The sequence below is a fragment of the Acetobacterium wieringae genome, assembly GCF_026646375.1.
GTDB lineage: Bacteria > Bacillota > Clostridia > Eubacteriales > Eubacteriaceae > Acetobacterium > Acetobacterium wieringae_A.
In genome coordinates this window covers 96,993-123,493 of record NZ_JAIPPU010000009.1, presented here as the reverse complement: position 1 = coordinate 123,493, position 26,501 = coordinate 96,993, and the positions used below count along the sequence as shown (strand labels likewise).

The 26,501-nt window shown below is 45.0% G+C and carries 22 protein-coding genes and 2 riboswitches; of the genes, 6 read left to right on the top strand and 16 right to left on the bottom strand.

The genetic code is table 11. From position 1 onward, the window contains the following. Positions 1-26 precede the first annotated feature (26 nt). Positions 27-254, bottom strand: a complete 228-nt coding sequence (locus Q7P33_RS09930; protein ID WP_303869912.1) for a hypothetical protein — start codon at positions 252-254, stop codon at positions 27-29. 496 nt (positions 255-750) lie between these two features. Here Q7P33_RS09930 and Q7P33_RS09925 point away from each other — a divergent pair, with 496 nt between their 5' ends. The 3 genes from Q7P33_RS09925 to Q7P33_RS09915 all read left to right on the top strand — a co-directional run bounded on the left by Q7P33_RS09925 (position 751) and on the right by Q7P33_RS09915 (position 4,677). Next, positions 751-2,844, top strand: coding sequence for a glutamine synthetase III (locus Q7P33_RS09925; protein WP_303869910.1), 2,094 nt, complete (start codon positions 751-753; stop codon positions 2,842-2,844). A gap of 84 nt (positions 2,845-2,928) precedes the next feature. Continuing rightward, the gene (locus tag Q7P33_RS09920; protein ID WP_303869908.1) at positions 2,929-3,270 is read left to right on the top strand and encodes a P-II family nitrogen regulator; all 342 of its coding nucleotides are present in this window, start codon (positions 2,929-2,931) and stop codon (positions 3,268-3,270) included. 138 nt (positions 3,271-3,408) lie between these two features. Beyond that, a complete protein-coding gene (locus Q7P33_RS09915) occupies positions 3,409-4,677 on the top strand; it encodes an ammonium transporter (RefSeq protein WP_303869905.1) in 1,269 nt (422 codons plus the stop codon). Positions 4,678-4,853: 176 nt separating this feature from the next. Here the strand turns inward: Q7P33_RS09915 and Q7P33_RS09910 are convergent, their stop codons facing one another. The 14 genes from Q7P33_RS09910 to Q7P33_RS09845 form a co-directional block, all read right to left on the bottom strand. Next, a complete protein-coding gene (locus Q7P33_RS09910) occupies positions 4,854-5,291 on the bottom strand; it encodes a flavodoxin domain-containing protein (RefSeq protein WP_303869902.1) in 438 nt (145 codons plus the stop codon). A gap of 61 nt (positions 5,292-5,352) precedes the next feature. Further along, positions 5,353-6,477 (bottom strand): GTPase domain-containing protein, encoded by a 1,125-nt coding sequence (locus tag Q7P33_RS09905; protein ID WP_303869899.1) that lies wholly within the window; start codon positions 6,475-6,477, stop codon positions 5,353-5,355. Then, positions 6,470-7,639 carry a YcjF family protein gene (locus Q7P33_RS09900; RefSeq protein ID WP_303869896.1) on the bottom strand — a complete coding sequence of 390 codons (1,170 nt, stop codon included), beginning with the start codon at positions 7,637-7,639 and terminating at the stop codon, positions 6,470-6,472. The genes Q7P33_RS09905 and Q7P33_RS09900 overlap by 8 nt, the downstream gene beginning before the upstream one ends. 350 nt (positions 7,640-7,989) lie before the next feature. Next, positions 7,990-8,895 carry a 5'-nucleotidase gene (locus Q7P33_RS09895; RefSeq protein WP_303869892.1) on the bottom strand — a complete coding sequence of 302 codons (906 nt, stop codon included), beginning with the start codon at positions 8,893-8,895 and terminating at the stop codon, positions 7,990-7,992. Positions 8,896-9,219: 324 nt separating this feature from the next. Next, the gene (locus tag Q7P33_RS09890) at positions 9,220-9,426 is read right to left on the bottom strand and encodes a hypothetical protein (protein ID WP_303869890.1); all 207 of its coding nucleotides are present in this window, start codon (positions 9,424-9,426) and stop codon (positions 9,220-9,222) included. A 9-nt stretch (positions 9,427-9,435) separates the two neighbouring features. Further along, positions 9,436-10,548, bottom strand: a complete 1,113-nt coding sequence (gene trpD, locus Q7P33_RS09885; protein WP_303869888.1) for an anthranilate phosphoribosyltransferase — start codon at positions 10,546-10,548, stop codon at positions 9,436-9,438. A gap of 77 nt (positions 10,549-10,625) precedes the next feature. Next, the gene (locus tag Q7P33_RS09880; RefSeq protein WP_303869969.1) at positions 10,626-11,654 is read right to left on the bottom strand and encodes an alcohol dehydrogenase catalytic domain-containing protein; all 1,029 of its coding nucleotides are present in this window, start codon (positions 11,652-11,654) and stop codon (positions 10,626-10,628) included. Between the two features lie 103 nt (positions 11,655-11,757). Next, a riboswitch (cobalamin riboswitch) is annotated at positions 11,758-11,933 on the bottom strand. An 87-nt stretch (positions 11,934-12,020) separates the two neighbouring features. Continuing rightward, positions 12,021-12,998, bottom strand: coding sequence for a tocopherol cyclase family protein (locus Q7P33_RS09875; RefSeq protein ID WP_303869885.1), 978 nt, complete (start codon positions 12,996-12,998; stop codon positions 12,021-12,023). 42 nt (positions 12,999-13,040) lie between these two features. Further along, positions 13,041-13,895: a DUF92 domain-containing protein gene (locus tag Q7P33_RS09870; RefSeq protein ID WP_303869883.1), complete on the bottom strand. Its 855-nt coding sequence runs from the start codon at positions 13,893-13,895 to the stop codon at positions 13,041-13,043. A gap of 13 nt (positions 13,896-13,908) precedes the next feature. Further along, complete coding sequence (locus tag Q7P33_RS09865) at positions 13,909-14,571, bottom strand: diacylglycerol/polyprenol kinase family protein (RefSeq protein WP_303869881.1); 663 nt, start codon at positions 14,569-14,571, stop codon at positions 13,909-13,911. Positions 14,572-14,594: 23 nt separating this feature from the next. After that, entirely contained in the window at positions 14,595-15,461 is an 867-nt protein-coding gene (locus tag Q7P33_RS09860; RefSeq protein WP_303869879.1) for a phytoene/squalene synthase family protein, read from the bottom strand. Beyond that, positions 15,458-16,957, bottom strand: coding sequence for an NAD(P)/FAD-dependent oxidoreductase (locus tag Q7P33_RS09855; protein WP_303869876.1), 1,500 nt, complete (start codon positions 16,955-16,957; stop codon positions 15,458-15,460). The genes Q7P33_RS09860 and Q7P33_RS09855 overlap by 4 nt, the downstream gene beginning before the upstream one ends. A gap of 156 nt (positions 16,958-17,113) precedes the next feature. Further along, the gene (locus Q7P33_RS09850) at positions 17,114-17,569 is read right to left on the bottom strand and encodes a redoxin domain-containing protein (protein WP_303869873.1); all 456 of its coding nucleotides are present in this window, start codon (positions 17,567-17,569) and stop codon (positions 17,114-17,116) included. A 55-nt stretch (positions 17,570-17,624) separates the two neighbouring features. Beyond that, positions 17,625-20,075, bottom strand: a complete 2,451-nt coding sequence (locus tag Q7P33_RS09845) for an HD domain-containing phosphohydrolase (RefSeq protein WP_303869871.1) — start codon at positions 20,073-20,075, stop codon at positions 17,625-17,627. 300 nt (positions 20,076-20,375) lie between these two features. Between Q7P33_RS09845 and Q7P33_RS09840 the strand changes: the two genes are divergently transcribed. From Q7P33_RS09840 to Q7P33_RS09830, 3 genes are all read left to right on the top strand, one after another. Continuing rightward, positions 20,376-22,160 (top strand): bifunctional diguanylate cyclase/phosphodiesterase, encoded by a 1,785-nt coding sequence (locus Q7P33_RS09840; RefSeq protein ID WP_303869869.1) that lies wholly within the window; start codon positions 20,376-20,378, stop codon positions 22,158-22,160. Between the two features lie 90 nt (positions 22,161-22,250). Then, positions 22,251-22,347, top strand: a riboswitch (TPP riboswitch). A 107-nt stretch (positions 22,348-22,454) separates the two neighbouring features. Further along, positions 22,455-23,747, top strand: a complete 1,293-nt coding sequence (thiC, locus tag Q7P33_RS09835) for a phosphomethylpyrimidine synthase ThiC (protein WP_303869967.1) — start codon at positions 22,455-22,457, stop codon at positions 23,745-23,747. A 122-nt stretch (positions 23,748-23,869) separates the two neighbouring features. Then, entirely contained in the window at positions 23,870-25,006 is a 1,137-nt protein-coding gene (locus Q7P33_RS09830) for a hypothetical protein (RefSeq protein WP_303869867.1), read from the top strand. A gap of 106 nt (positions 25,007-25,112) precedes the next feature. Here the strand turns inward: Q7P33_RS09830 and Q7P33_RS09825 are convergent, their stop codons facing one another. After that, positions 25,113-26,420, bottom strand: a complete 1,308-nt coding sequence (locus tag Q7P33_RS09825) for an MFS transporter (protein WP_303869865.1) — start codon at positions 26,418-26,420, stop codon at positions 25,113-25,115. Between the last annotated feature and the right edge of the window lie 81 nt (positions 26,421-26,501).

Below are 26,501 nucleotides of genomic sequence, written 5' to 3'. Positions count from 1 at the left end.
GCTTTTGGCAAACTTCCGGTCTCTGCTTACTGAACTGGACCTTTCTCCATTTGTGCCAGAACAATTTGTCGCATCATTTCCATCGATCCGGCAAATTCTTCAAGAGTTAAGCCAGGAACCCGTTCAGCCACCAGCCGATAGCCAGCTTCGAAGTCTTCAGCCGCATTTAAAGCCATCATCAAATCCGGATCGCCCAACAAAGCATCCAGTACTTTGATGTGCTTTTCTTCATCCATTTTAAACTCGATACTCATTTTAAATTTCCTTTCTTAATTCATCAGCCAGTGCTGACAAAAATAGCAGACAATTCTCTAGGTTGTTATGCCATTATATTTATTTAGCTATATTATATAGTAGGCCTTTGTTTTTGTAAATCATTCCTAAAATCCTTTCCAAATTGATAACCATTACATGTAATTTTTTGTAATTTTTTCTTTACAAGCGTTCTTCAATCGTCTATAATAGGCTTAAATTAATAAAAACTGATAACTGTCATGAAAGTGGCAATAGCAATGGTGCTTTGAGAGTGTAAGAACACTTTCTAAGGCGCTTTTTTTTTATCTCTTTTTATTTGCACTTATTAAACTTTTTAGAACCCACCAACTAAAAAGTACTCCATCTCAGAAAGAAGGGTTTCCATAATCTTAAAAAACCTTCGATTTGATTTTACTTAGCTTTTATTGTAATATATCTGACAATGGTGACAGTTATGTTATAATTATACAAATTATATTTTAGGAGGACACGGACGTGCCAATTAATGAAAATGTATCTGATCTTTTCGGATCAAAGGTTTTTAACTCTGGAGTGATGCGCAAGCGTTTGCCCAAACACATTTATGCTTCTCTGTTAAAAACAATGAAAGAGGATTTACCTCTGGAAGAAAACGTTGCTGAAGTTGTGGCAAATGCCATGAAAGATTGGGCGCTAGAGCTGGGTGCCACCCATTACACCCATTGGTTCCAGCCAATGACTGGTATCACTGCTGAAAAGCATGATGCATTTATCAATCCAACTGAAGATGGCAAAGTGATTATGGAATTCTCCGGCAAAGAACTGATCAAGGGTGAACCGGATGCCTCTTCTTTCCCGTCCGGCGGCTTACGAGCCACCTTTGAAGCCCGTGGTTATACCGCCTGGGATCCCACCTCTTATGCTTTTATTAAGGGAACCACCCTTTATATCCCAACTATTTTCTGTTCCTACTCTGGGGAAGTTCTTGATAAGAAAACGCCACTGTTACGATCAATGGAAACCCTTAATGAGAATGCCAAACGTATTTTAAAACTGTTCGGCAAAGATGTTAAGAAAGTTACAACTACCATTGGTGCTGAACAAGAATACTTCCTGGTTGAGCGGGAAATGTTCAAAAAACGAAAAGATTTAATTCTTACCGGTCGTACCCTTTTTGGTGCTAAACCACCAAAAGGTCAGGAAATGGAAACACACTATTTTGGAAAAATCCGTGGTCGTGTTGCTAACTATATGGATGAATTAGATCGCGAGCTTTGGAGCTTAGGCATTTCTTCCAAGACACGACACAATGAAGTTGCACCTGCACAACACGAGATGGCTCCAATTTTCACTAACACCAATGTCGCAACCGACAACAACCAACTGATTATGGAATTTATGCAACGCGTTGCCTACCGTCACGATCTGGCTTGCTTACTGCACGAAAAACCATTTGATGGCGTTAACGGTTCCGGTAAACACAATAACTTCTCAATGTCAACCGACACCGGTGAAAACCTGTTAAATCCAGGAGATAACCCAGCTGAGAATAAGCAATTCCTGATTTTCCTTTGTGCAACCATTGAAGCAGTTTACAAATACAGTGAAATGCTGAGAATTTCTGTTGCCACCGCTGGTAATGATCATCGATTAGGCGCCAATGAAGCACCTCCAGCCATTGTTTCTGTTTTCCTTGGTGAACAGTTAACCGCTGTACTTAAATCCATCGAAACTGGCGAACCGGTTACCGAAGCCAAAGATCTGGTGATGGCACTGGGTGTTAAGAGCCTACCAAAATTCATCATTGACGCAACGGATCGAAACCGAACCTCACCATTTGCTTTTACCGGTAATAAATTTGAATTCAGAATGCTCGGTTCAAACCAGTCCATTGCTGGCCCAAATATCACATTAAACACCATTGTTGCTGACGTTCTTTCGGATTATGCGGATGTTCTGGAAAAAGCCGATGATTTAGATGCCGCAATTGATGCACTGCTTCAAAAATCTGTTAAAGAAAATAAAAATGTTGTCTTCAATGGCAATAACTACTCCGATGAATGGGTTGAAGAAGCTGCCCGACGCGGTCTGCCAAACTTAAAAACCACTCCGACCGCTTTGGCTGAATTTACTTCTGAAAAGAATGTTGCTCTGTTTGGCCGTCATAACATCTTCACTCCAGCTGAAATGGAATCCCGTCAGACCATTTTGCTTGAAGAATACATCAAAACTATCAACATTGAAGCACTGACCATGTTGACTCTGGCAAAACGGGAAATTTCACCAGCAGTTGTAACCTATACCAAAGAAGTGGTTGATACCTTAGCTGCTAAAAAAGCCATCGGCTCAGTTGATGTAACGGCTGAAACAACCTTGACCGAACGATTATCCACCCTGTTTGGAACGTTCATTAAATCCATCGATGTGCTTGAAACTACTCTGGCTGCAGCACACGAATGCGAAGGTGAACAAGCTGAAGCAAACTATTTCTGTGAAAAAGTCATCCCTGCCATGGGCGAACTTCGCTTAGCTGCTGATGCTCTTGAAGAAATTGTTGCCGAAAAATACTGGCCATTCCCAACCTACGAAGATATTTTATTCTACGTATAATCAATAAAAGTAAAAATAATGGGGATGGGATCATTTTCCCTCCCCCCATTATCATATTTCATGTAAAACGATAAGGAGGTTCATATGAAAAAGCTTGAAATAGTCATTAAACCTGAAAGACTGGAAGATCTGAAAGAAATCTTAAACACCTGTGATGTTCAGGGGATGATGATTACCAATATCATGGGCTACGGAAACCAGAAAGGTTATCAAAAGTCCTATCGAGGGACGGCTTACACCGTTAACTTTCTTCCAAAGATAAAGGTTGAAACCGTGACAGATGCTGAAACAGCGGGAATTATTATTAAGATCATCAAAGATCGCCTTGCTACAGAGGACGAAATTGGTGGCGGAAAAATATTCGTGTACGATGTTGCCGATGTTATTCGTATTCGTACTGGTGATCATGGAGTTGATGCAATTTAATATGAATAGAGAAAGTAATATCAGCTATCAAAGGAGATAGATTTTAATCATGAATTAAAATTGTCTTCTTTTTTTATGCTTATAGCGATTACTTTTCTTCTACTTGTATGATTTAATTTTAATAAGAGAGGTATTATTATGGAATTATTAGAACTACAACAATATATTGATATTGTCTGGGTATTCTTGGCTGCAGTCCTTGTCTTCTTTATGCAGGCTGGATTTGCAATGGTTGAAACCGGCTTTACCCGTGCTAAAAATGCCGGTAACATTATTATGAAGAATTTCGTCGACTTTATGGTCGGTTCAATCTTTTTCTTCTGTTTTGGTTTCGCCTTCATGTTTGGTCCTGATGTTGGCGGATTCATCGGCTTGGGCGGTTTCTTCAATCCTGAAAATCTGACCAATGTTTCAGCTTTTGAAGCCGTCACTCCAGAACTGTTTATCTTTTTCCAAACAGTATTCTGCGCTACAGCTGCCACGATTGTATCAGGTGCTGTTGCCGGACGTACTAAATTCTCAGTCTACTGCATTATCTCAGCTTTTATCAGCCTGATTATCTACCCCGTTGTTGGACACTGGGCGTGGGGTGGTGGATTCCTTGGTCAAATGGGATTTGTTGACTTTGCCGGTTCTACTGTTGTTCACTCTGTTGGTGGTTGGACTGCACTCATGGGTGCCATCATTGTCGGGCCACGAATTGGCAAATACAATAAAGACGGCAAAGCCAATGCCATTCCTGGTCATAGTTTAACCTTAGGTGCTCTCGGTGTCTTTATTCTTTGGTTTGCTTGGTTCGGATTCAACTGTGGTAGTACGCTGGCCGTCAATCTGGATATTGGACATATTGCCATGACTACCAATCTGGCTGCTGCCGCTGGCGGATTAACCGTCATGCTGCTGACTTGGGCACGATACAAAAAACCGGATATCTCAATGACTCTCAATGGTGTCCTGGGCGGACTGGTTGCTATCACTGCCGGTTGTCTGGTTGTTACCCTTTGGGGTGCCATCATCATCGGTATCGTTGCTGGTGTCATCATCACCTTCGGGATTCCTTTTATCGATCAGAAACTGCGCATTGATGACCCGGTTGGGGCTGTCGGTGTTCACTGCATGAACGGTGTAGCGGGAACCTTATTGGTTGGCTTATTTGCTAACTACCTGCCGGGAACCGAAGATGCAATTCTGGGATTATTATATGGCGGTGGAATTGATCTATTGATCGTTCAAGCAATCGGTGTCGTTTCAGTAGCTGCCTGGACTCTGGCCACTTCGTTCCTGCTGTTCTATGTCCTTAATAAAACAGTTGGCCTCCGCGTTGAAAAAGTGGTTGAAATTGAAGGCCTTGACGTTCACGAACACGGTATCGAAGCGTACTCTGATTTTGTCAGTCGAATGAACTAAGACCTCCATTCACACGTCATCCCACAAAACGATATCAGTCACCCAGCGATTGATGAACACCCCCCTTGTTCATCAATCGCCGGATCTGATGTTTATGAAAAACGATATGTTGTGACAAAAGCCCGGGAAGCTAAGCTTCCCGGGCTTTCTATTTGATTCAATACTTTTGGATCCTTTTAAAATTCAGCAAACGCCTTGCCAAATTCAACGCAGCGACGGCGTCCGGCTTTATCAGGCTCTCCCAGAATGGTCAGACCATGATCGAATAAAAGAGCTCCCAAATCTTTCACCTGGTTCTCCCAGACATGCATCCATTCCCCTTCGCCCCAACCGTGAGAGCCAAACAGAGCAACCTTTTTACCGTTGAGATGACCAGATATGGCCTTAAAAAACGGTTCGAACTCATTTCTTTCCAGAGCTTCCCCTTCCATCGCCGGGCATCCCAGGGCAATTTTATAATAGCTGTCAATCGTATTAATATCAAAGTCAACCACATTGACCAGAATCGCTTTTGCTCCGGCTTCGTCAATGCCATTGGAAATTTTTTCAGCCATGATCTCCGTGCTTTCTTTATAACTCCAATATATCACGCCAATTTTATCTACCAGTTCCATTTCTGCTTCTCCTTCTTATGAAAATTTACGTTATCTAACTATTTACCCCAAAACCCGGAAATTATTCTTCACGTTCCAATTCGTCATTTATTTTTTTTAAGTCCTGAGTCAGCATCCCAACACAGACTTTCAGATGGTCTTCCAACAATGCCTTATTATGGCGCAACCCTTCCCGATAATAGGCCCGGGTTTTTTCCTGAATGGCAAATTTTCCCAGCAGTCCCACTACCGGAATCGCCAATAACATTGCTCCAGCAATCGAAGTTCCAATTTTGTCCCTTTTTTTAATTTGAACGTGGATAATCTCGGGAATCCGCTGCTGGTCGGTCACTTCCACCAGAGCATTGCCAGAAAACTGGCGGCTGAAAGCTGTATAGAATTCATAGGCTTCATTAAAAAGCGCATCCGATTCCCGGGCAATCTGGTCAACTATTTCCTGGGCAGAGCGATCGAAAAAATCATTACGACTGATTTCTTTTTTTCCGGAAGTTGGATTGATAAAGCCGACCTGCTGCTGTACCACCTCCTGACAGGTTTTAAACCATTGATTGATTTTTTGATGGCCAAACGCTGCCAATAATTGCGGCATTTTTTGAGAAATGGAATCGAGCAGATTGACTTTGATTCGATGGATGATTTTTTCTTTTCCAAAAGCCTGGGTGGTCTTGCCACTTAACAACGTTTTGGACTGGCTGGAAACCTCGATAATGTTCTGATTGCGAATCCCCGCTTTAGCTATGATTTCTGATCGCATGGCTGCTATAGCAGTTTCCACATTCATCACATCACAATGGGTCAACACCACCAGCACCGGGTTTCCGTCCTTCCCCAAAGCCCTGATCATGTCCAGATCAAAGTCCTCCACCCGGGCTGATTTGGCGGACAGACAATAGATGATGGTATGGAACCACGCTCCGATTTCCCGGACATCATGCTGATCCAGCACCTCATGAATCAGGACTTTCCAGCTTTCCGACTTATCGGCTTCCAGGCCCCATGAGTCATAAAGATGGAGGATCAACTGAGGACTCAGCGGAATCGTTTCCGTAAAAATCCCCATCCCGGTGACTGGCCGGCCAGCCCCGGTCTTCATCACTTCAGCACCAAAAATATAGTTGCACAGCGACGTTTTCCCAACCCCGGTTTTTCCCAAAATCAGGACATTGGTTTCGCATTGCTTAGCCATGCCGGGAAACCTTAAACCATTCAGCCATTAAGGCTGCAATATTTTCGCCGTTGAAATAGTCCGGCCACTCAATCTCTCTGCCTTCTTCAAACACGGCAGTCGCGCAGTTAAAACAGATTTGAGATATGGCATAGCCCATGGCCGCGGTAAAACTGGAGGCAACTACCGTATTGACTGTGGTGCCGATGGCTGTTCCAACTCCCGGAATCAGTTTAAACAAACTGCTGCTAAGCGTTTGGGCCAATAATCGGCCGGATTCCGAAACCACCACTGAGCCCACCAGTGATGACAGGTTACTCAGCTTCTGATCCAGTCCATAGGTTTTCATGATGTGCAACGACATTTTAATCTGGATTGGAACCAACAGCGCCGCATCCGAAAAAGGAATCGGCGTTAAGGCCACCCCCGCCGCCGCGCTAGTATAGAGGGGAATAATCTTTTGATTAACCAATCTTTTTTTCGCCGCCAGATTCCCTTTCAGGGCGCTGATAAACCCTTCCCGCAAGGACTCATCGAGATGATCAATGGCCCAGCCGATCAGTTCATCCCATTGCAGATAATCCTGCAAGGCAGCTTTCACTGCCGGATCATCGGAAGCACTGGTTCGAAAAAAAACCACTTGGCAATACTCTCTGATGGCTGCTTCCATCGCCTCGAGTTCTTCGGCATCGAGGTTATCAATTTGGGTCAGTACCACCGCCACTGGCAGTTTCTTTGCCTTAAGCATCTGTATCACATCGATATCCATATCGGTGACCCGTTTGTTTCCAGCTGAGATACAATACCAGACTTCATGAATCCGGTTATTCAGCTCCTGAGTGACGCCTGCTTTTTTAGCTACATGAATGTCAACATCGCCAAAGGCATTGACCCAGTCTTCGACATTGGCTTTGTATTGAGAAATTTTCTCGGTGCCGATTTCATAACCTTCGGTGTCATAAAGCACCACCCCGGTATCCTCCTGTTGGTATCTGGTGATTCCCCGAGTGACTGGAACGCCATGGCCAATTTGAGCCAGATTCTCGCCAAACACATAGTTCACCACCGAACTTTTTCCGGCACCGGTGGCGCCGCAAATGAGAATGTTTGGTTTTTTGATCCCGGCACTGATTTCGCCGAGGGTTTTATTAAAATCAAAATCATCGGGTCGATAGTCTTTCATAGGCTCCCTCTTTCTTTATTTCTGGCTGCTCATTCATCACTGAGCAGCCAGTTTTTGATTATTATATCAGCTCATCGTTAATTTCAATTTAATTAAAACTTCACCTAACTATCACAAAATAATCAAGACCCGACCACAGACTGACGGTAAACTAAACATGCTCGATACACCGATATGATCTTTTTGTCGGGTTTTCACCAGAAGATTATCCCTCAATAATTTTCTGGTTTAACATATATTTTCTTTTCATGAACTCCTTTCTCACAAAAAAGAATTCTCTTGATTTAGAGGGTTCTTTTTTGATTTGGCTTCTAATTGGTTCGCAACCGACGCTTTTGCTCTCCTTATGGTTATTCCTGATTATTTTTATACGGCACCCGGGCCGAAGGCACAAATTCCGCCGTCGCATCGGTGTGAATGGCCTGATCGTCAAAATAGATGTGGGCGCCAAAGGCCTTAAGCACCTCCTGCTTGCTCATACCGCCGAGAAAAAAGGCTTCATCAATACGCACATCCCAGGCCCTCAGGGTTCGAATCACCCGCTCGTGAGCCGGCGCATTTCTGGCCGTGACCAAAGCGGTGCGAATCGGCGCCCGGTTTTTATCAAACGCTTTCTGAATAGCTGACAGGGTTTTTAAAAATCTGGCAAAAGGCCCTTCCGGCAGAGGCTTGCGGGCATTTTTGGTTTCATTGGCCTGAAAGGCTTCAATGCCCTGACTTTTATAGATCCGCTCGGACTCATCCGAGAAAAGCACCGCATCGCCATCAAAGGCGATCCGGATCTGATCGATTTCTTTTACTTCATCGTAGGTCAAGTGTTGGGTATAAATGATTCCCGCCGCCACTCCGGCATTAATGGCCTCTTGAACATCCTCCTCATTGGCGGAAAGAAAAAGATCGGTGTTAAAAGCTTCCAGATAGGGCGCCAACAGAGCCCCGCTGACCAGTGCTGCCCGGGTGATATCCAATTGGTAATGCCTGATCGAGTTAAAAATCCGCAGACTGCTATCGGCATTATTGCGGGACATCACAATGATTTCGGTCTTACGCTCTTCCGAACCGATTTCATTAAGCTTCAGTAACGCCTTTATCAGGGCAAAACCGGTTCCCGGCTTTAAAATATCGTTTTCATGTTCAATCTGGTATTTTGTATAAGCTTCTACCCCTGCTTCATCAAAGATCCGGTTTTCTTCCTCCAGATCAAAAAGCGCCCGGGAAGAGATTCCCACCACCAGACAATTTTCAAATCTATGCATCCTTTTACCCCTTCTTTCTCAAACTTATCGACATTCTATCTTTATCCACACAACTTATCCACATTATCCCGGTAAATCCGGTATAATGTGGATAAAAAAGCCGTTCTTCCTCTATCAAGTGACAACCCGGTTAAAAGTTATCCACAATCAATGTCCCTGGATAACTATATTGATCTTTCATACTCCGATACGTATTAAGAAATTAAAAGAACCTTTTTCGAAGAAAAAGGTTCTTTTAATTTTATGGAGTCACCCATTTATTCTGTTTTTATCATACCATTGATATCAAAATCCGTAAATATATCTTAACTCATTTGTAGCCATTCAAGCAAAAAAATCGGTTTCCTCCAGGGTCAACTTGACAATCCGGAGCTCGGTTAGTCTATCCGCCAACTCATTTTTTTTTGCAATCAATTGATCCAGTCCGTTCTCTGGATAAACGCTGGCCTTGTTGATGCCAACCAGGGTAAAATCCCCATTTTCAGCCGTTTTCAGATAACCTTCTGCTGCTTTTAACGCATAAAGAATCATCAGCGCTGCCTAACTTTGAACCTTTTTTTCCAACGCTGACAAAGTATTCATGCCCTTAATACCATCACGATTCTGATAGTTGACCCAGGTCTTCAGCTTTTCCCAGGCCGCACCGTTGTGAATCAGTTCCAGTGCCATTTCATAACCTTCCCGAATGCTGGGCGCCTTGTCCCGCAAATACAGAATCAGTCCGGCATTTAAAGCAACAATATCTTCACGGGTCTTGGTTTCTTTCCCCTTTAACAATCGGACAATACATAACGCCGATTCTTCAACCGAATTAAATGTGCGGATTTCATCCACAATTCCAGGAGTTATCAACATATCTTGTGGATTAAATGTATATTTTTCCACACGACCATCTTCTTTCAGCTCAGCAATGTGGGTGGTACCGAGGGTTGAGGCCTCATCAATGGCCTGCTCGCCAACTTCGCCATAAACGACGATCGCCCGTTTATAACCGATCTCCGCCATGATCTGGGGCACAAAATCCAGCATTTCTTTGGAGTAGACCCCTCTGACCCCATACTGCGGCAGCGCCGGATTAGCCAGAGATGCTGAAATATTCAGCACACTGCCAAAAGAAATCTGCGATAAAACCCGCCCCAAAGCCACTGGATGAACCTCTGGGCTCATCCCATTAAAAATGCCAATGCCCGCTTTTTCAATACTTTCTTTAACCAGATCAACATTGGAATCCATATCGATACCCAGGGCTTCAAGCACATCGATGGTACCACAAACCGAGGTCATAGCACGAGAACCGTGTTTAGCCATAGGAATTCCGGCAGCGGCAGCAATAATTGAAGCCACCGTGCTGATATTAAAGGTTTTAAAACTATCCATACCGGTGCCGCAGTTATCCACAATCGGAAACTCAGTGACCGGTTCCACCTTAAAGGTATCCACCTCGTAAATCGCTTCAAAACTTCCGGCTACTTCTGCCGGGGTTGCCCCTTTGGCACTGAGGGCCGCTAAAAAAGCGCCCTGCTGCATGGCCGTTTGCTTATCACTAAGAATCTCCATAAACATTTCTTTGGAATCATCTTTTGACAGGTTTTCCTTATTGATCAGCTGGGTAATCACCTGACCATAATCTTTCATGCTGATTGTTTTTTCCATTTATTTTCTCCTTAAATTAATAGTATTCGTTATTATTTCATCAACAACTACTTAAGCTTCACTTTCGCCAAAGCGCGTCATTTCATCACCACAATGGTTGAATAACCATCGCCGTTTCGGATATAGTCCATTCCTTGTTCCAATTCTTCCAGCTTGATGCGATGAGAAATAAGTGGCCGAACATCAATTTTTCTTGATTCAAGCAGGGTTTTGGCCTTTTGACTATGCTTAACACTGCAGCCATAGGATCCGACTACGGTAATTTCCTTGTAGTGAATCCGGTTGATGTCCAGCTGGAAGTCGTCATTGCGGGTTAGTCCACTGAAGTAACCGAGGGTTCCTTTTTTTCTGAGGATTTCCAGGGCCAGGTCAAAGGCCTCTGGGCCTGGACAGCAGGGGATTACTCCGTCGACTCCATGACCATCGCTGCACCGCTTTAACTGGTCGAGCAGATCCGGCTCGTCACCACTAAAAACAGCATCAAAACCCAAGGCTTTGCCACGGTTACGACGCTCATCATTGGCTTCAATCAGAATCACGTTTTGGATTCCTTCCGCTTTCGCCACAAACAGGTTAAGCAGGCCCAAACGGCCGCCACCGATAATGACCAGCACCGCTTTCTTGTTCAACTGAAGGCGATCCTGAATATTGACACAACAGGCCAGCGGTTCAATAAATGATATTTCTTCATATGCCAGAGTATCATTTTTAATCAGATTAACAATCTTGGATTGGATCGCCTGTTTATCAATTTTGATCACTTCCTGAAAACCACCATCAAAATTAAAGCCCATAATCTTAATCTGATCACAGAGATTATCCTGACCACTTTTACAATAGTCGCACACCCCACAGGAAATCCCCGGGTGAATAGACACCCGGGAACCCACCCGACCGTTCGCACCTTTTCCTTTAGCTATGATCTCACCGGCGATTTCATGTCCCAATACCCGAGGATAAACCAGATCTCGTTGACCCATGGTGGCACATTTTAAATCCGTTCGGCAAATATTGCAGGCTCTGACCTTAACAAGCATTTCGCCATCACTACAGACCGGCATGTCTTTATCTTTTATCACCAATTTCCCCGGTTTTTCCAATACCACTGCTTTCAATTCGTCCCTCCCTTGTTTTTTTCTCTTAAACACTGTTTATAAAGCTTTTTAAACAAAAAAAGCTACGCTAACAAAGCGTAGACTTTCCACATCTCTCAACATCTAATTCTCAGGCAGGTCTTCTGACTCATGATCCTCATCGCTGTCGCCTTCCCATTTTTAAACAGTGGCATCTAGACAGCAACTCCCAATTTACAGCGGCGGGCCCGTATAAGCTTTTCACTTATTTTCCTATTCTCCCCGAAGGGCACCTGAAAATGATTATTTAATTTGGCTTATTATATCATAATTGCACGCCCCAATAAAACACCTTTTTGGCAACTTCTATAAATGATTCTGCCTGACAATGGGTTTTATTTATTGATATTCTTGCTTCACTGCAATCCCTTCTTCCAAACAGATCTCCATCCCCGCTTCGCTGCTAACACGCTCAAAGATGATATCGCCCCGATTGTTTGTTAAACGCAGCCAAACCTTGGCCGTGATACTCTCGACAATCTCACGATCCATCAGTCCGTCCACCGGTGCCCGCAGCCGTCCACCACCGGCCATCTGCGCTTTAAAAGCAAGGGCCCCATTTGGGCCTTCAAGTTCCCCAGCACAGGTTCCCTTTGTCGTATCAACTTCCCATTTCTCCAGCCGGGAAAAATTATAGGTAGCAAAACGGCGGGTAATCCCGCTAAAATCAGTGAAGTAAGCAAAAAAACCTGGAAATTCCATCCCCAAAAAAGGAATGTTCGCCCGTGAAAAGACAAATGAAGCATCCCCCCCCTCAAAATGGCTGGCTTGCAACCAGAGATAAGTTTTGGGAAAAGATCGGCCGTAGTCTTTTTCAATGTACCCAACTCCGCGACTAAAATCAAGCAATTCCCCATCCAGCTCAATCTCACCCTTTATTTCATGATACAAATGAATAATGGCGTGGTAGCATTCCATAAGGGGCACGATTCCAAAAGGCCCCATGATCGCCGGGTTCTTAAAACCCTTGGGAAAGGGATGGCTGTTATGAAAAGTCAACCGTCCTTTGATGCTGCCTTCAGCCGTATCGATATTTAGTGAGAGACCCTGAGCGTTGAAGCTGTTATTCTCAATCTCTACATCAAACCGATCCGTTCTGGCTTTGAACTCGGGATAGGGAAAATGATGATACCAGGTTTTTCCGGTGACAGCATTGATGACCTGGATAAAAGCCTGCCGGTTCCCCTGGGGATCGATAGCCATTCCCGGAATAATAGCAATGGCATGTTTGCGATCAGCGCTGATACATTTAAAATACCAGCCTTCAAAATAGCGGCGTTTTTTGTTTTTTCCCTGAAAATAAGCCTGCTTAATCATCCGTCTTTTCCTTTCCTGAAAATGATCGCCAAATTCCAGTCTTTACTGCAGCTGGATAAAAAGCAACACCAGACTGGCAGCCAGCAATGAACTGGCAAAATTAACAACGTCATTGTTGACAAAAGCCAGTCCGCTATAAAGCTGATTGGGTTTATTGTTATCCACCGGTTTTTCGGTCAGCTCACCGGTTTCACGGCTGATATATTTGGCCTGGAACGCAGCGCCCATAAAGCTATCCAGAACTGAACCCAGCAATCCACCAAAGGTAATCATCAGAATTTGCATCCACAAAAGCACCCCGTTGTTGCCAGCCGCCAACTGGTAAAGACCATAGGTCAAGGCCACCACAGCCGACCCACCCAGCGAAGCTAAAAAACCCAGCGGACTGACCCCTCCGGAAAGCCCGGGGCTGACCGGTTTTAAGGTAAGTAACGAAACCGGGGTCTTCTTACTAAGAATTCCGATTTCCGAAGCCCAGGTATCGGCATTACAGGCTGCAAAGGACGCTGCCACTGCCACCAGATAGGCAGGGTTTTGAGATAAAACAAAGGGAATCGCCATAATCAGGGCGGCACCACCATTGGCCCCAACCTGGACCAGATCCCGGGGGCCAGACTTGGCATGCAGACGAACCTCAATCGGATCTTTTATGCTGGCTTTAAAGTGCGATAAAATAGTAGAACTGAAAAAAAACACCATCAAAAGGATAAAAAACAGCGGCCCACCGGCCAAATACAAGGCCACGGCCAGAAAAAAAGCTCCCAGTGCCGCCGATAAAGTTAACGCATTGCGCTTTAAGGCAAAAACAGAAACCGCCAGCGACAAAAAAATATATACCACGTGTTCCAGAGGCGATCCGGTCTGCGCCGCCAAGCTATACTGTGTTAAATTGTCCATTTTGTACCTCCGTTTAGACAAATAAAAAATAATAGGCTCCCGCACTGACCAGAGGTACGGTCAGATTATCAAGCCCCAGCGGGGTTGCGGCTTCCAGTACGGTTGCCAGCACCGCCAGGATAATCGCCGGGATCAGCACCAGAGGCTGACCAGTGGCTGCCAGCAGAAGTGTCGTCACCAGAAACGAAGCGCCCAGCATGGTCAAACTGCCCGACAACGTTTTTTCGGAACCGAAAATTTGATACGGCCGCTTTGGCCAGCGGGTACCCACCACCGCGGCCAGACCATCGCCATAACCCATGATCAGAATCCCCACCCCGCCAACTACCGGGTTGTTCAGTGGCCCAAAGGTGATCAGTGCCAGAATCAGTAACGAAATGGCATAGTAGACAGTACCCAGATCACCTTTTCCAGCCCCCCGTTCCATCGACGAAAAGATTTGGAAGCGATAGGACAGGTAATTCAGTACCACAAAACAGGCCGGTACCACTGCTGCCCAAAGAGGATGGTCAAAAAAGCCCATCGCCAGCAGCCACCAGTTACAAACCAGAATATGAACCGCCTTGCGGCTGGCTTCTTTGCCGAAGCGCTCCAAAAATTTAGCCAGAAAAATTACGCCAAACACATAAATAAACGAAACAACGATTCCCAAAATATTGTTCCAGATATTCTCCATTCTCCGCCTCCTTGCTCTGTCACTTACTGCCCAAAAGATGTCAACACCAACTGTCTGTTGGCCGAAATATAGAGCATCACCTTTTCCCATTTGGGCACATAAATCCGCCGATCCAACAAATGATACCGGGCTTGCCGACACCGTTTTAAAATTTTACTGTAATAAAGCAGTGACAACAACACCGGCAACCGGGCTTTTTTATCAAACACCGCCAGATTTATTGTGATTTTTTGATAGCGGCTTTCCGCTTCAGTGGCAAGGTACTCCCATAGCTGGATCAACTCCGGACTTGGCTCCGGTCCAGCCAGATCCTCAGGACTGACGCCCCAGGCGCTCATTAAATCCTCCGGCAGATAGATCCGCTTCAACCGATAGTCGGTACCGACATCCCGCAAAATATTGGTCAGCTGCATGGCAATTCCCAGTTCCACCGATAAGGCTTCTGCTTCCATGGTTACCGGCTCAGCCAGCAGCGGACAAAGCATTAAACCCACTGTTCCCGCCACCAGGTAGCAATAGTCAAGCAGATGATTAAAGGTCTCTGGCTGTTTAAACTCAACATCCTGAAGCTGACCGATCAGCATTTCCTGAAACGGTCGGATCGTTAGCGGAAAATGGTCAAACGCCCAGCGCAGTGCCCGCCACATCGGTTCATCCGGGGTTTCTCCGGCCTCAAAAGCTGACAGCTTTACCGCCATCACTTTAACCACCTCCGGGTTATTATCAACATCAATGGCATCATCGGCAATCCGACAGAAAGCATAGATGGCAAACACCGCCTGAGCCTGCTCTCGGGGTAGTTTTTGGAAGGCTCGATAAAAACTGCTGGAATTATTCCGAATCAGGGTTTCGCACCAGTTTAAATCCTTTTGAATCGCATCTTCGATCATGTTAAATCCCTCACCACTTCGGCCACGGTAATCTTGGCCGATGTCAATACAATCGGTACACCCGCCCCGGGATGGGCGCTGGAACCCGTAAAATACAGGTTTTGATACTTCATTGCCTTGGGCTGAGGCCGCCAGTAATTGCTCTGCAAAAGGGTTGGCCGCAGCCCAAAGGTCGCTCCGAACAGGGCATTGAAGTCATCCCGGAAATCAAGGGGCGTATAGGTTTTTTCAAAAATGATGTGGGCTTCAAAATCTGCCAGCGGCTTAATCTGACGGATTTTATCCATGGCCTGTTGACGGTAGCCAGCCACGACCTGCTGGTCGTTCCAGTCCAGTGGGCCATCTTTTAAATTGGGTACCGGCACCAGCACATAAAGGCCCAGTTGCCCCGGAGGGGCCAGGCTCTCATCCAGAAGGGCTGGCGCATAAACATAGATGGATGGATCCGCCGGAAAGCTTCCGGCAAAGATATCGTCAAGATTGCCTTTAAAATCCTGTGAAAAAACCAGATTATGAACGTTGAGTCCGGGAAAGTCCCGCTTGTCAAGACCCAGATAGAGCATGTAGGCTGAACAGGAATAATCCAGCGCCTCAACTTTGGCAGGTTGATATTTTTTGTGCTTGAAATCGTCCGGCAGTAGGGCTTTCATGGCGTAGGGAAAATCCGCCGAACAAACCACCCCATCAGCGGTATACTCCTGACCTCCAACGGTAATGCTGCGAACCCGGTTGCCATCACAATTAATCCGCTCTACCGGGGCATTAAGAACCAGCTTCCCGCCCATTTCCAAAAACAGTTTTTCCATCGCCAGGGCCATGGCCCGCATTCCCCCTTTTAAAAACCAGACCCCATAGGTCAGTTCGATCATTGGAATGATCGTATAGATCGAGGGCCCATTAAAAGGCGAAATACCGATATAGAGCGTCTGAAAACTCAGGAGTTCCTTGAGTTTTTCATCCTTAACAAACTTCCCGACCGAGTCAAAGGCATTGTCAAAGGTTTTGAGCCGGAGCCCCGCCAGCAGGGTTTTCGGATTATAAAAATCACTTGCATTGCGAAAGGATCGCTCAATAAAATGCTCTTTGGCCACCAGATAGCGTTGATAAACATCGGCCAGATAGGCCAGATAACCCTGGGTCTCTGCTTCACCCACCGACTCCAGTGTTTTGATCAGACTGCTTAATTCCGAAGATGCCTCATGGGTCGAACCATCACCGAAATATACCTTGTAAATGGGGTCGAGTCGTTCCATCTGGAGATAATCAGCCGGATTTCGTCCACAAACGCTAAAGACTTCATTGTATATCTGGGGCATCATCAAAATGGTCGGGCCCAAATCAAAGGTAAAACCATTCCCGGAAATTACCCCCATCCGTCCTCCGACCTGATCATTTTTCTCATATAGCTCAACTTCAAAGCCCTCATTTAACAGCCGCAGGGCACTGGCAAGACCACTGACCCCAGCTCCGATGACGATGATCTTCTTTCTGCTCATGCTTTCTCATCCCTTCATTTGAAATCTGTTTATTTTTATACCCGAAACAATTCAAAAAACACCCTGGTTACCCAGGGTATCGTCAGGCGAATACCTTTACCAAACAGTTTCTCGATCCGGGGACTGGGGCATCGCTGTATCAAAAACGACTGTTTTTTACAGTTTTCCCAATACCTCTTCCACATCCGGCAGGGTTCGAATCTCATATTTTTTGACCCAGATCACCATCCCCACTTCATTGATCAGGATATTAGCCCGTTTGGAAGCGCCATGTTCGGGGCTGAAGATCCCATAGGCCCGGGCAACCGCTCCCAGGGGATTAAAATCAGAAAGGATCTTCAGCTGTTTTAGACATAACGCCCGGGCCCATACTGATTTGCATGGCTCGGGATCAACACTGAGCCCCAATACCACGGTATTCTTCCCAGCAAAACGATCCGCATTACGATCCAGCGAACGCATCTGGTCCGTGCATACCGACGTCCAGGCCAGTGGATGCCAGGACAAAAGCACTTTTTTCCCTTTAAACTGACTCAGGGTGACCACCTCACCATTTTGATCGACCAACGTAAAATCTGGTGCCATGGCCCCTAATTGAATGATTTCTGTCATATCCGATTCCTCCTTAAATTTATTATTGTCAACTTTAATTTTCCTGACTATTGATTCATACTGAAATTTCCAGCTGTATCGGCAAACCTTCTTCTTCAATCATCTTTAGAAAGACTCTGACGATTTCCGGATCAAACTGGGTTCCGGAGCAGCTTTTAAGCTCGCTGATGGCATAGGACAAATCACTGGCTTTTTTATAGCTGCGGCTGTGGGTCATGACATCAAAGGAATCAATTACATTGATGATACGACCCAGGTAGGGAATAGCCTCTCCTTTTAATCCATTGGGATAGCCACTGCCATCATATTTTTCATGGTGGGCCAGAATATCCTCGGCAATATGTTCCAATGCTGGGGTTGACTTGGCAATCCGATAGCCGATTTCCGGATGGGTTTTAATGATTTCCCACTCTTCCTTACTTAGTTTGGCTGGTTTATCCAGAATATATTCAGGGATCCCGATTTTACCGATATCATGGAGCAGTGATAACAGTTCCAATTCGTCCAGCTGATCCTTGCGGAGATTTAAACGGCTGCCCAGGGCTTTACTTAACTGGGTAATCCGCATGGTATGCGCTTCAGTTTCCGTACTTTTTTCATGTAGGGTACGGGCCAGTGATCGGATCGTGGCATTCCGGGAACTGCTGCTTTCCATCAGCTTATTACGGTACATCCGATTTTCAGCCAGATTCAACACATCTTCGGGCCTTTTCAGATCCACATTGCTTTCTGCATAACCCATGGCTAAACTGATATTTAAGTGGAAATCCCGAATTCTATCCGTTTCATCCGTAATCTCCCGGATCAGCTGACAGACGCCTTCCTGGTCAATGTCCTTAAGCAAAATGACAAACTCATCACCAGGCCATCGGGAAATAAAATCGGTGGGACGGCAGATCCGCCTTAGCACGTTGCTGACCGCCACAATTACCTGATCCCCCTCCTGATGACCAAAGGCATCGTTGGTTAATTTAAGACCGTTGATATCACACATGATAATAAAATAGTGGGGATTTTGTTGCTGACTGAGCGCTTCAAACTGTTTTTTCATGTAAGTCCGGTTTTTGAGCCGGGTCAGGGGATCTGAATAACTCAAAAAGAGAATTTCTTCCTCATTGGTTTTTCTTCGGGTAATGTTCGAAAGGGTACTGATAAAACGAATCGGCTCGTTATTCTGATCACGTTGAACCACTTTGCCGCGATGAGAAACCCAGATGATGCCATAAAGCTCCGACATTACCCGGTATTCTCCCTCAAAGTAGTCAACTTTACCACTAAGCATATCCATAAAACTGTTTTCCAACCGGTTTTTGCAATCTCCATGTATTTTTAAAAAATAATCCTCATAAAGCTGATGGCCATCTTTCCCCTGATAACCGATTAATTGTTTCCATTCGGGGCTGATATAAGCTTCTTTTTTTTGTAGCCAAACATCCAGATAGCCGTCATTGGTGGCTTCCATAATCAAACGATAGCGCTCATCCATCATTTTTATCTGCTGATGCGCCTGATCAATTTCCTGAAGCATCTGATTGGTGGAATCCGCCAGGGTTTTTAGTTCATCCTGTCCTTCCATGCTGATCGATAGGGTCGTATCCCGTTTTATTCCCACCTCTTTGGTAAAGTCAATCAGCTTTTCTATTCTTTTTAGAAAATAACGGTTTACTATAAAATAGTCAAAGCTGAGAATCAAAAGGAGTAACCCGATAAAGCTGATCATAAAGAGATTAAATTGGTGTTTAATAAAACTATAGTTTTCTTCAATCCGGGAAATCGTCATCACAATGATTTCTTCCCCACTGCTGTCCGGCAGAAGCCGACTGGCCGTGAGATAAGGTTTTCCGTCGAATTCTCTTTTGCTGATTTGATTTTCAAGAACGGGAGACACGGCTTCTCTTAATTCCACATTGACGCCCGTTAATGATTCAATATAAGTTGTCATTTCGTCATCTACGGTTTTGACCATCACCATACTGCCATTACTGACCGCATTATGGCTGGAATTACTGACCCGCCCAACGGCGATCAGATAGGGTTGTCCCTCCAACAGCATCAAATCCGTTGCACTATCCGCTTCTTCAGTCAGAAGCTCGCTATAAAAGTTATTCTGCATAATTTTATCAAGCAAAGTTCTAACCTGTTCTTCAGTCAGGTCGAACTCAGCCGATCCAACAAGCACACCGTTTTGATCAATAAAAAGCATCATATTCAGATTGAGGTTTTCCATGGTTTCATCGTTCAGATTAACGGTTACATAATTTAGATTATGATCATTGATATAATTATACGTATCGTCCCAAAAAGCCCAATCTATTAAAATACTAGTGAATGTTTCTTTTTCGTTGTCAATAATCGTCTCAACCATTTCAAAATCTTTATCCATCTGATTTTGCTGGGCATCGTCAACATAGCCGTAAAAAACCCAATAAAAAATTCCATAGGTGACGCCCAGTAGAACTGTCGCACTGCAAAGGGCGATTATAATTGTTTTGTATTTCAGTTTCATCTGACACCATCTCTATTTTCTTCGATTATCTGTTATCGTTTGTCGATCGTTTTCACGATACTGGCTAGCTATCAATTCTTTAAATCAATCCGTTACTGTTTCATTCTCATCAAAAACCGCAATTAGAAATTTCTGCGCTCATCCTGCTCAATCTCTGATTGCTTCAATCACCCTGGGGTATTATAAATGAAAGAATTACTTGATCTTATCATATCAATAATCAAACAAAAATGACAGACCCTATTTATTATTTTAACCGTAATATTTAATCCGATCCCCGCTCAGAAAGGAGTATCCTTTATGTCAGATAAAAATAAGCCAGGTCCTCTTAGCCACATCTTTGATAATGAAGCCTACCTTTCCGGCAATGCAATCATTCAATGGATTACCGGCACACTTTGTATTGCCTTTTTTATCCTACTCGGCTTTCTGGATTCTCAATTAAAGACCGTTGCCGATATCGGCGTGATTCTTTCACAAGTTCAAGTATTTATTTCAATTTTTCTGACGATTCGCATCAAAAAATGGGGTTATGTTCTATCCGTTTTGTTAAACCTGTTGCTGATTCTCAGTGTTAGTCTTTCCGGATTTAATCAACCGGGTATACATGGTAAACCGATGGTTATCGTTCCGATCTCCACGATATTTATCATCTCCATAATTTATTTGTTCATTGTTAATTATCACCGGAAGATCGATGAAATCACCGTTAAAAACCAGAAAATGGCTGAACAAAATGATCTGCTGACAGCCTACAACCAAATTATTAAATCTAACGAAGAGAAATTAAGCCGTATGGCCTTTATTGACATGCTCACCGAATTACCGAATCGTAAAATGCTGATCAATCGAATCGATCAACTGATCACCTCGATTGAGGAACCCGATCTTCATTTTGCCCTCGCTTTTATCGACCTGGATGACTTTAAGCAAGTCAATGATACCTTAGGTCACCATGTGGGGGACTTATTGCTCCAAGGGGTTTCTGCTAAACTAAAGGATGCCATTCATGACGATGATATGCTGGGGCGACTGGGCGGTGATGAGTTTGCCTTAATCATTAAACGTCCCCTGACTGATGCTGCCCTTTTTAGCTACATTGAAAATTTACGGCAACAACTCATCGATGATCTGATCATTGAAAATAGGCCCCTGCCAGTTCGGGCCAGTTTCGGTTTGTCCCGCTACCCCGAAGATGGCAGTACTTCAGCTGAACTTTTAAAATCCGCCGATCATGCAATGTACCAGGCTAAAACCCATAAGACCGCCGGCATTGAGTTTTTTAATCAGAAAAAAAATGCCGAACCATCTGCAAAGCTGGATTACACCCATTACTTCAACCTGGCTCTCGAAAACAATGAATTTTATCAGGTCTTTCAGCCGCAATTCGCAGCTGACTCCCGACAATTGCGGGGTTTCGAGGTTTTGACACGCTGGAATTCTGGTGACCTGGGTAACGTCAGTCCGGAGATTTTTTTGCCGATTGCCGAAAAAAATGGTCTGATGCCATTGTTGGGGCAGTGGATTCTTCACACAGCCTGCGAAAAATACCAGAAATTTAAATCCATTTACGACGCACCGCTGATTATGTCAATTCATATTTCTGCTGTTGAACTTCTGGATCCAGGCTTTGTTCCGATGGTAAAAACGACCCTGGCCAAAGCGGGTATGGTCGGCAGCAACCTGGAATTTGAAATCAGTGAATCGACTTTTATGGCGGCTCCCCCGCAGCTGGCCGAGGTGATCAAGGAACTCCGCTTAGCTGATATTCTTATTTCCCTGGATGATTTTGGCAAAATCATGAGCTATATTAACGAACTTCAGACCTTGTCCATTGATACAATTAATATTGCACAGAACTATATCGATGCCATTAATGATGGTAATGAAACGGCTCATCTCCTTGCGGCCATGGTTTTATTCGCACACCAGTTGAAACTGGAAGTTTTTGCCAAAGGTGTACAAACCCAGACCCAAGCAGACTATTTACAGCAGCACCAATGCGATTATCTCCAAGGATCTTGGTGGAGCGGCCCTCTGGATGATCCCGACTTTTCCCAATTATTGAGAACACTGCCTATATAGTCGCTGGGTTTTTCGCTATTTTGCAACCCATCCGATCGGCTCTTTCATCTTGACATTTTCATTTTTCATGATATAATGCTGACAATTAAATATATTTTGCGGGGGGACTTATTGTTGAGAAGGTTAAAACCTGACCCTTTGAACCTGTTAGTTAATACTAACGTAGGGATGCAAGGCGTTTTGGCTTAATTTCTAATACGTACGTTCAGTGCTTTCCTATTATGGAAGGCACTTTTTTATTACCCCAGATTTTAAATCAGAAAGGAAACGCTTGTGAAAAATTACCAAACCCAAATGGAGGCGGCAAAAAAGGGGCTTATCACCCCGGAAATGAAAACCGTGGCCCAAAAAGAAGGTCTCGATGTAACCAAACTGATGGCTTTGGTCGCCAGTGGTCAGGTTGCCATCCCGGCCAATGTCCGACATCTCACCCTGTCGCCGGAAGGCATCGGTACTGGTCTAAAAACCAAAATCAATGTCAATCTGGGGGTCTCAGGGGATTGTAACGATTATACACTGGAGCTGGAAAAGGTCAGACTGTCCCTGAAATTTGGGGCCGAAGCGATTATGGATTTAAGTAACTATGGCAAAACCAACACCTTTCGAAAACAACTGATTGAACTGTCGCCAGCAATGATCGGCACCGTTCCGATGTACGATGCCATCGGCTACCTGGAAAAAGATCTGCAGGCGATTACCGCCCAGGATTTTATGCGGGTGGTTCGGGCCCATGCCGAAGAAGGTGTGGACTTTATGACCATCCACGCTGGAATCAATAAGCGGGCGGTGGAAGCCTTTAAACGATCTGGGCGACGCACCAATATTGTCTCCCGGGGCGGCTCGCTGATCTTTGCATGGATGGAAATGACCGGCAACGAGAATCCCTTTTATGAATATTACGACGAGTTTTTAGAAATTCTCCGGGAGTTTGATGTCACCATCAGTTTAGGGGATGCCCTGCGCCCCGGCTGTATTGACGACAGCTCTGATGCTTCGCAGCTCAGTGAACTGATTGAACTGGGTCATCTGACCAAACGGGCCTGGGCCAAGGACGTTCAGGTCATGGTTGAAGGCCCCGGCCATATGGGCATCAACGAGATTGCCGCCAATATGGTGATTCAGAAAAAGCTGTGTCACAACGCGCCTTTCTATGTCCTCGGTCCGCTGGTCACCGATGTGGCTCCGGGCTATGACCACATTACCGCCGCCATTGGCGGTGCCATCGCTGCTGCCAACGGTGCCGATTTTCTTTGTTATGTGACGCCAGCCGAACATTTGCGACTGCCCGATATCAATGACGTCAAAGACGGCATCATTGCTACCAAGATTGCCGCGCACGCCGCCGACATTGCAAAGGGCATTCCCTCCGCCCGAGACTGGGATAATAAAATGTCCGATGCCCGGCGCCAGATTGACTGGGAGACCATGTTTGCGCTGGCCATTGACGGCGAAAAGGCCCAAGCTTATTATGAAAGCACTCCCACTGAAGAAAAACATAGCTGCTCAATGTGCGGAAAAATGTGTGCCGTGCGCACCACCAATATGATTCTGGATGGCCAAACCGTGACCCTCCACGCTGAGAACTAATCAACTTTATTCGTTTTTTGATCAATTTTTGCTTATCTTTTTTCTTGATTGGTCGATATCCATGTTAGCGGATTGCGTCTTTTGGGGGCGTAATCATTTCGTAAAAACATGGAGGTGGATTTATGAAAATCGAAAGTTCAAGCGTTACGATGGCAAGCCAAAGCAGTTATAAGGAAGCAACGAAATCAGTTGAATCGTTGCGAACCTGGGATGCTCAGGGCAACTCTAAAACAGCAACCATAACCATAGCTACTGCCAAGGGAATGGATACCCTTGAAATATCGGAAGCGGCTAAAAATCTACAGTTAAACGACCAGGCCCCGATATCGTCGGCCACCGCAGAAGAGGATGAAACACCCTCCCTGACGAGCAAAGAAGAACAACAGTTAACCTTACTAAAGCGGATGATTGAGGCACTGACCAAGAAAAAAATCAGATTTGTGATGCCCCAAAAAGCCACGCTGGAAGACCCCAAAATGAATCAGGCGATTCAGAATGCCTATTCCACCCGACGTTCGCTGCTGAGTGCTGCTACCGGATGGGCTCAGGGTTTAGCCGGTGCGCAAACCCGCAACAGCGTTCCTGCCAGTGACGGCTTTGAATACCATCAGAGTGTCACTCACTATGAATCCCAGAACACGTCATTTCAGGCCCAGGCTTCAGTGACAACTGCCGATGGCCGAGAGATTAATATCGATCTGCAATTAAATCTCAGCCGGGAATTTATCTCCCAGTCCAACCTGGATATAAAAGCTGGCAATGAACCCGTTCAAGTCGACCCGCTGGTCATCAATTTCGGAACTGGCAGTGCCTCTCTCACTGAGCAAAAATACGCCTTTGATATTGACGCTAACGGCACCCTCGATCAGATTTCCTTTGTCGGTCCCGGCAGCGGCTTTCTGGCTCTGGATCTCAATGGAGACGGCACCATTAATGACGGTAGTGAACTTTTCGGGCCGCAAAGCGGCAACGGTTTTGACGATCTGGCCAAGTATGATAGCGATGGCAATAACTGGATCGATGAAAATGATGCCATTTATGACAAATTGCAAATCTGGTCCAAAGATGCCACTGGCAACGATGTTTTGATGGCTCTGGGTCAAAAAGGAGTCGGTGCCATTTATCTGGGCAACGTCAGTACCAGCTTTTCGCTTAAAGGGGCCAATAATCAGACCAACGGCCAACTCCAGCGTACCGGGATCTATTTAAACGAAAACGGTTCGGCCGGCACCATTCAACATATCGATCTGACGATATAATATTTCAAAATCTTTTCCTATGATTTTTGTCAAATAGCATCATATTTAAAGCGCCCATATCAATGAATAGTTAATCCAAACCATTCATTGATATGGGCGCTTGTATTTATTCGTTCTCGGTAACGATCTGTTGCTTATCCCTTTGCCGCTCTGAAATCGGAACGATTGGCCGAACCTGACTGGTCAATAAAATTATCGCTCCGGTTATCGATATCCCGGCACCCAAATACAATGCATAGTTATAGCCGTAATGATCCACTACAATTCCTGTTAGCAAGGGCGCAACAATCCCACCAATGGTTGCACAGGTTGCATAAAGCCCGGTGATTTTTCCCGCGTTCTTTGGCGAAAACACGATTGGCATGGAATAATACCCGCCCATTGTCAGACAGAGCAAGCCATTCGATGCTGAGATAAAAGCCACCGCTGCCACTGATGTTGCAGCCCGTGATCCCAATATCAGTAAAATCCCAGCTCCGACCATGCCCAACAACGGAAACAGCTTTCTGCCCAGATTATGACCAAATTTACTGGCCGCTCGATCTGCCAGCCACCCTCCCAGCGGATAGGTTACCGTTGCAACCATGTAGGGCATCATGGTGTAGATCGCGCTGGTATTCATTTCAAAACCCCGCCCTTTGACAAAATAGGTGGGTAACCAGGTCATGAATAAATAAAACAGATAATTGGTACAGAAAAATGAGATCGCACCAGTCCATACCGACGGTGTCGAAAAAATATCTTTTGTTGTTAAGTTGACCGCCTTCCCGGAATGATCAATTTGAAGCTCCTGATCTGAACGGATGTATTTTAGTTCTTCCGGACTGACCGTCAAACAATCTTCCGGCTTGTCTTTTCCGAATTTCCACCAGATAATTACCCAAACCGGTGCCAGAAAAGCAAAGATATGAAATACCATTTCCCATCCCCAGGTATTGATTATCCCGGCTGAAATCGGCATGGCCAGGGCAATCCCGATGGAAACGCCCATGATGCTGACGCCCCACGCCAAACCTGATTCTTTTTTTGGAATCCATTGGGCAATAATCGTAGACATTGCCGGCAATGACACACCTTCACCCATTCCCATGAAAATCCGTATTGCAATCATCAGTCCCAGGGTAGCTCCAAACGGCGTTAAAAAAACAAAAACAGACCACCACAGTGCTCCAAACATGACAATTTTACCCCCGCCAAAACGATCAGCCAACCATCCCCCCAATAGTTGAGTACAGGCATAACCAATGAAAAAAGCGGTAGAAACCAAACCGAATTGAGTGGCATTCCAATTGAAATATTTCATCATTGCAGGTCCGGCCATGGACATGCACGACCGATCCATATATAAAACTATGTAACAAACCGTCAACATAAATACGATCTTCCATCTTTTATTCCCGATACTAGGACTCATGCTTTTTCCCTTTCTACTTTAACTGAAATTTTAATTAAACGTTTAAATTCCTGGTCATTTTCTCTGGAATACTTTTTATTT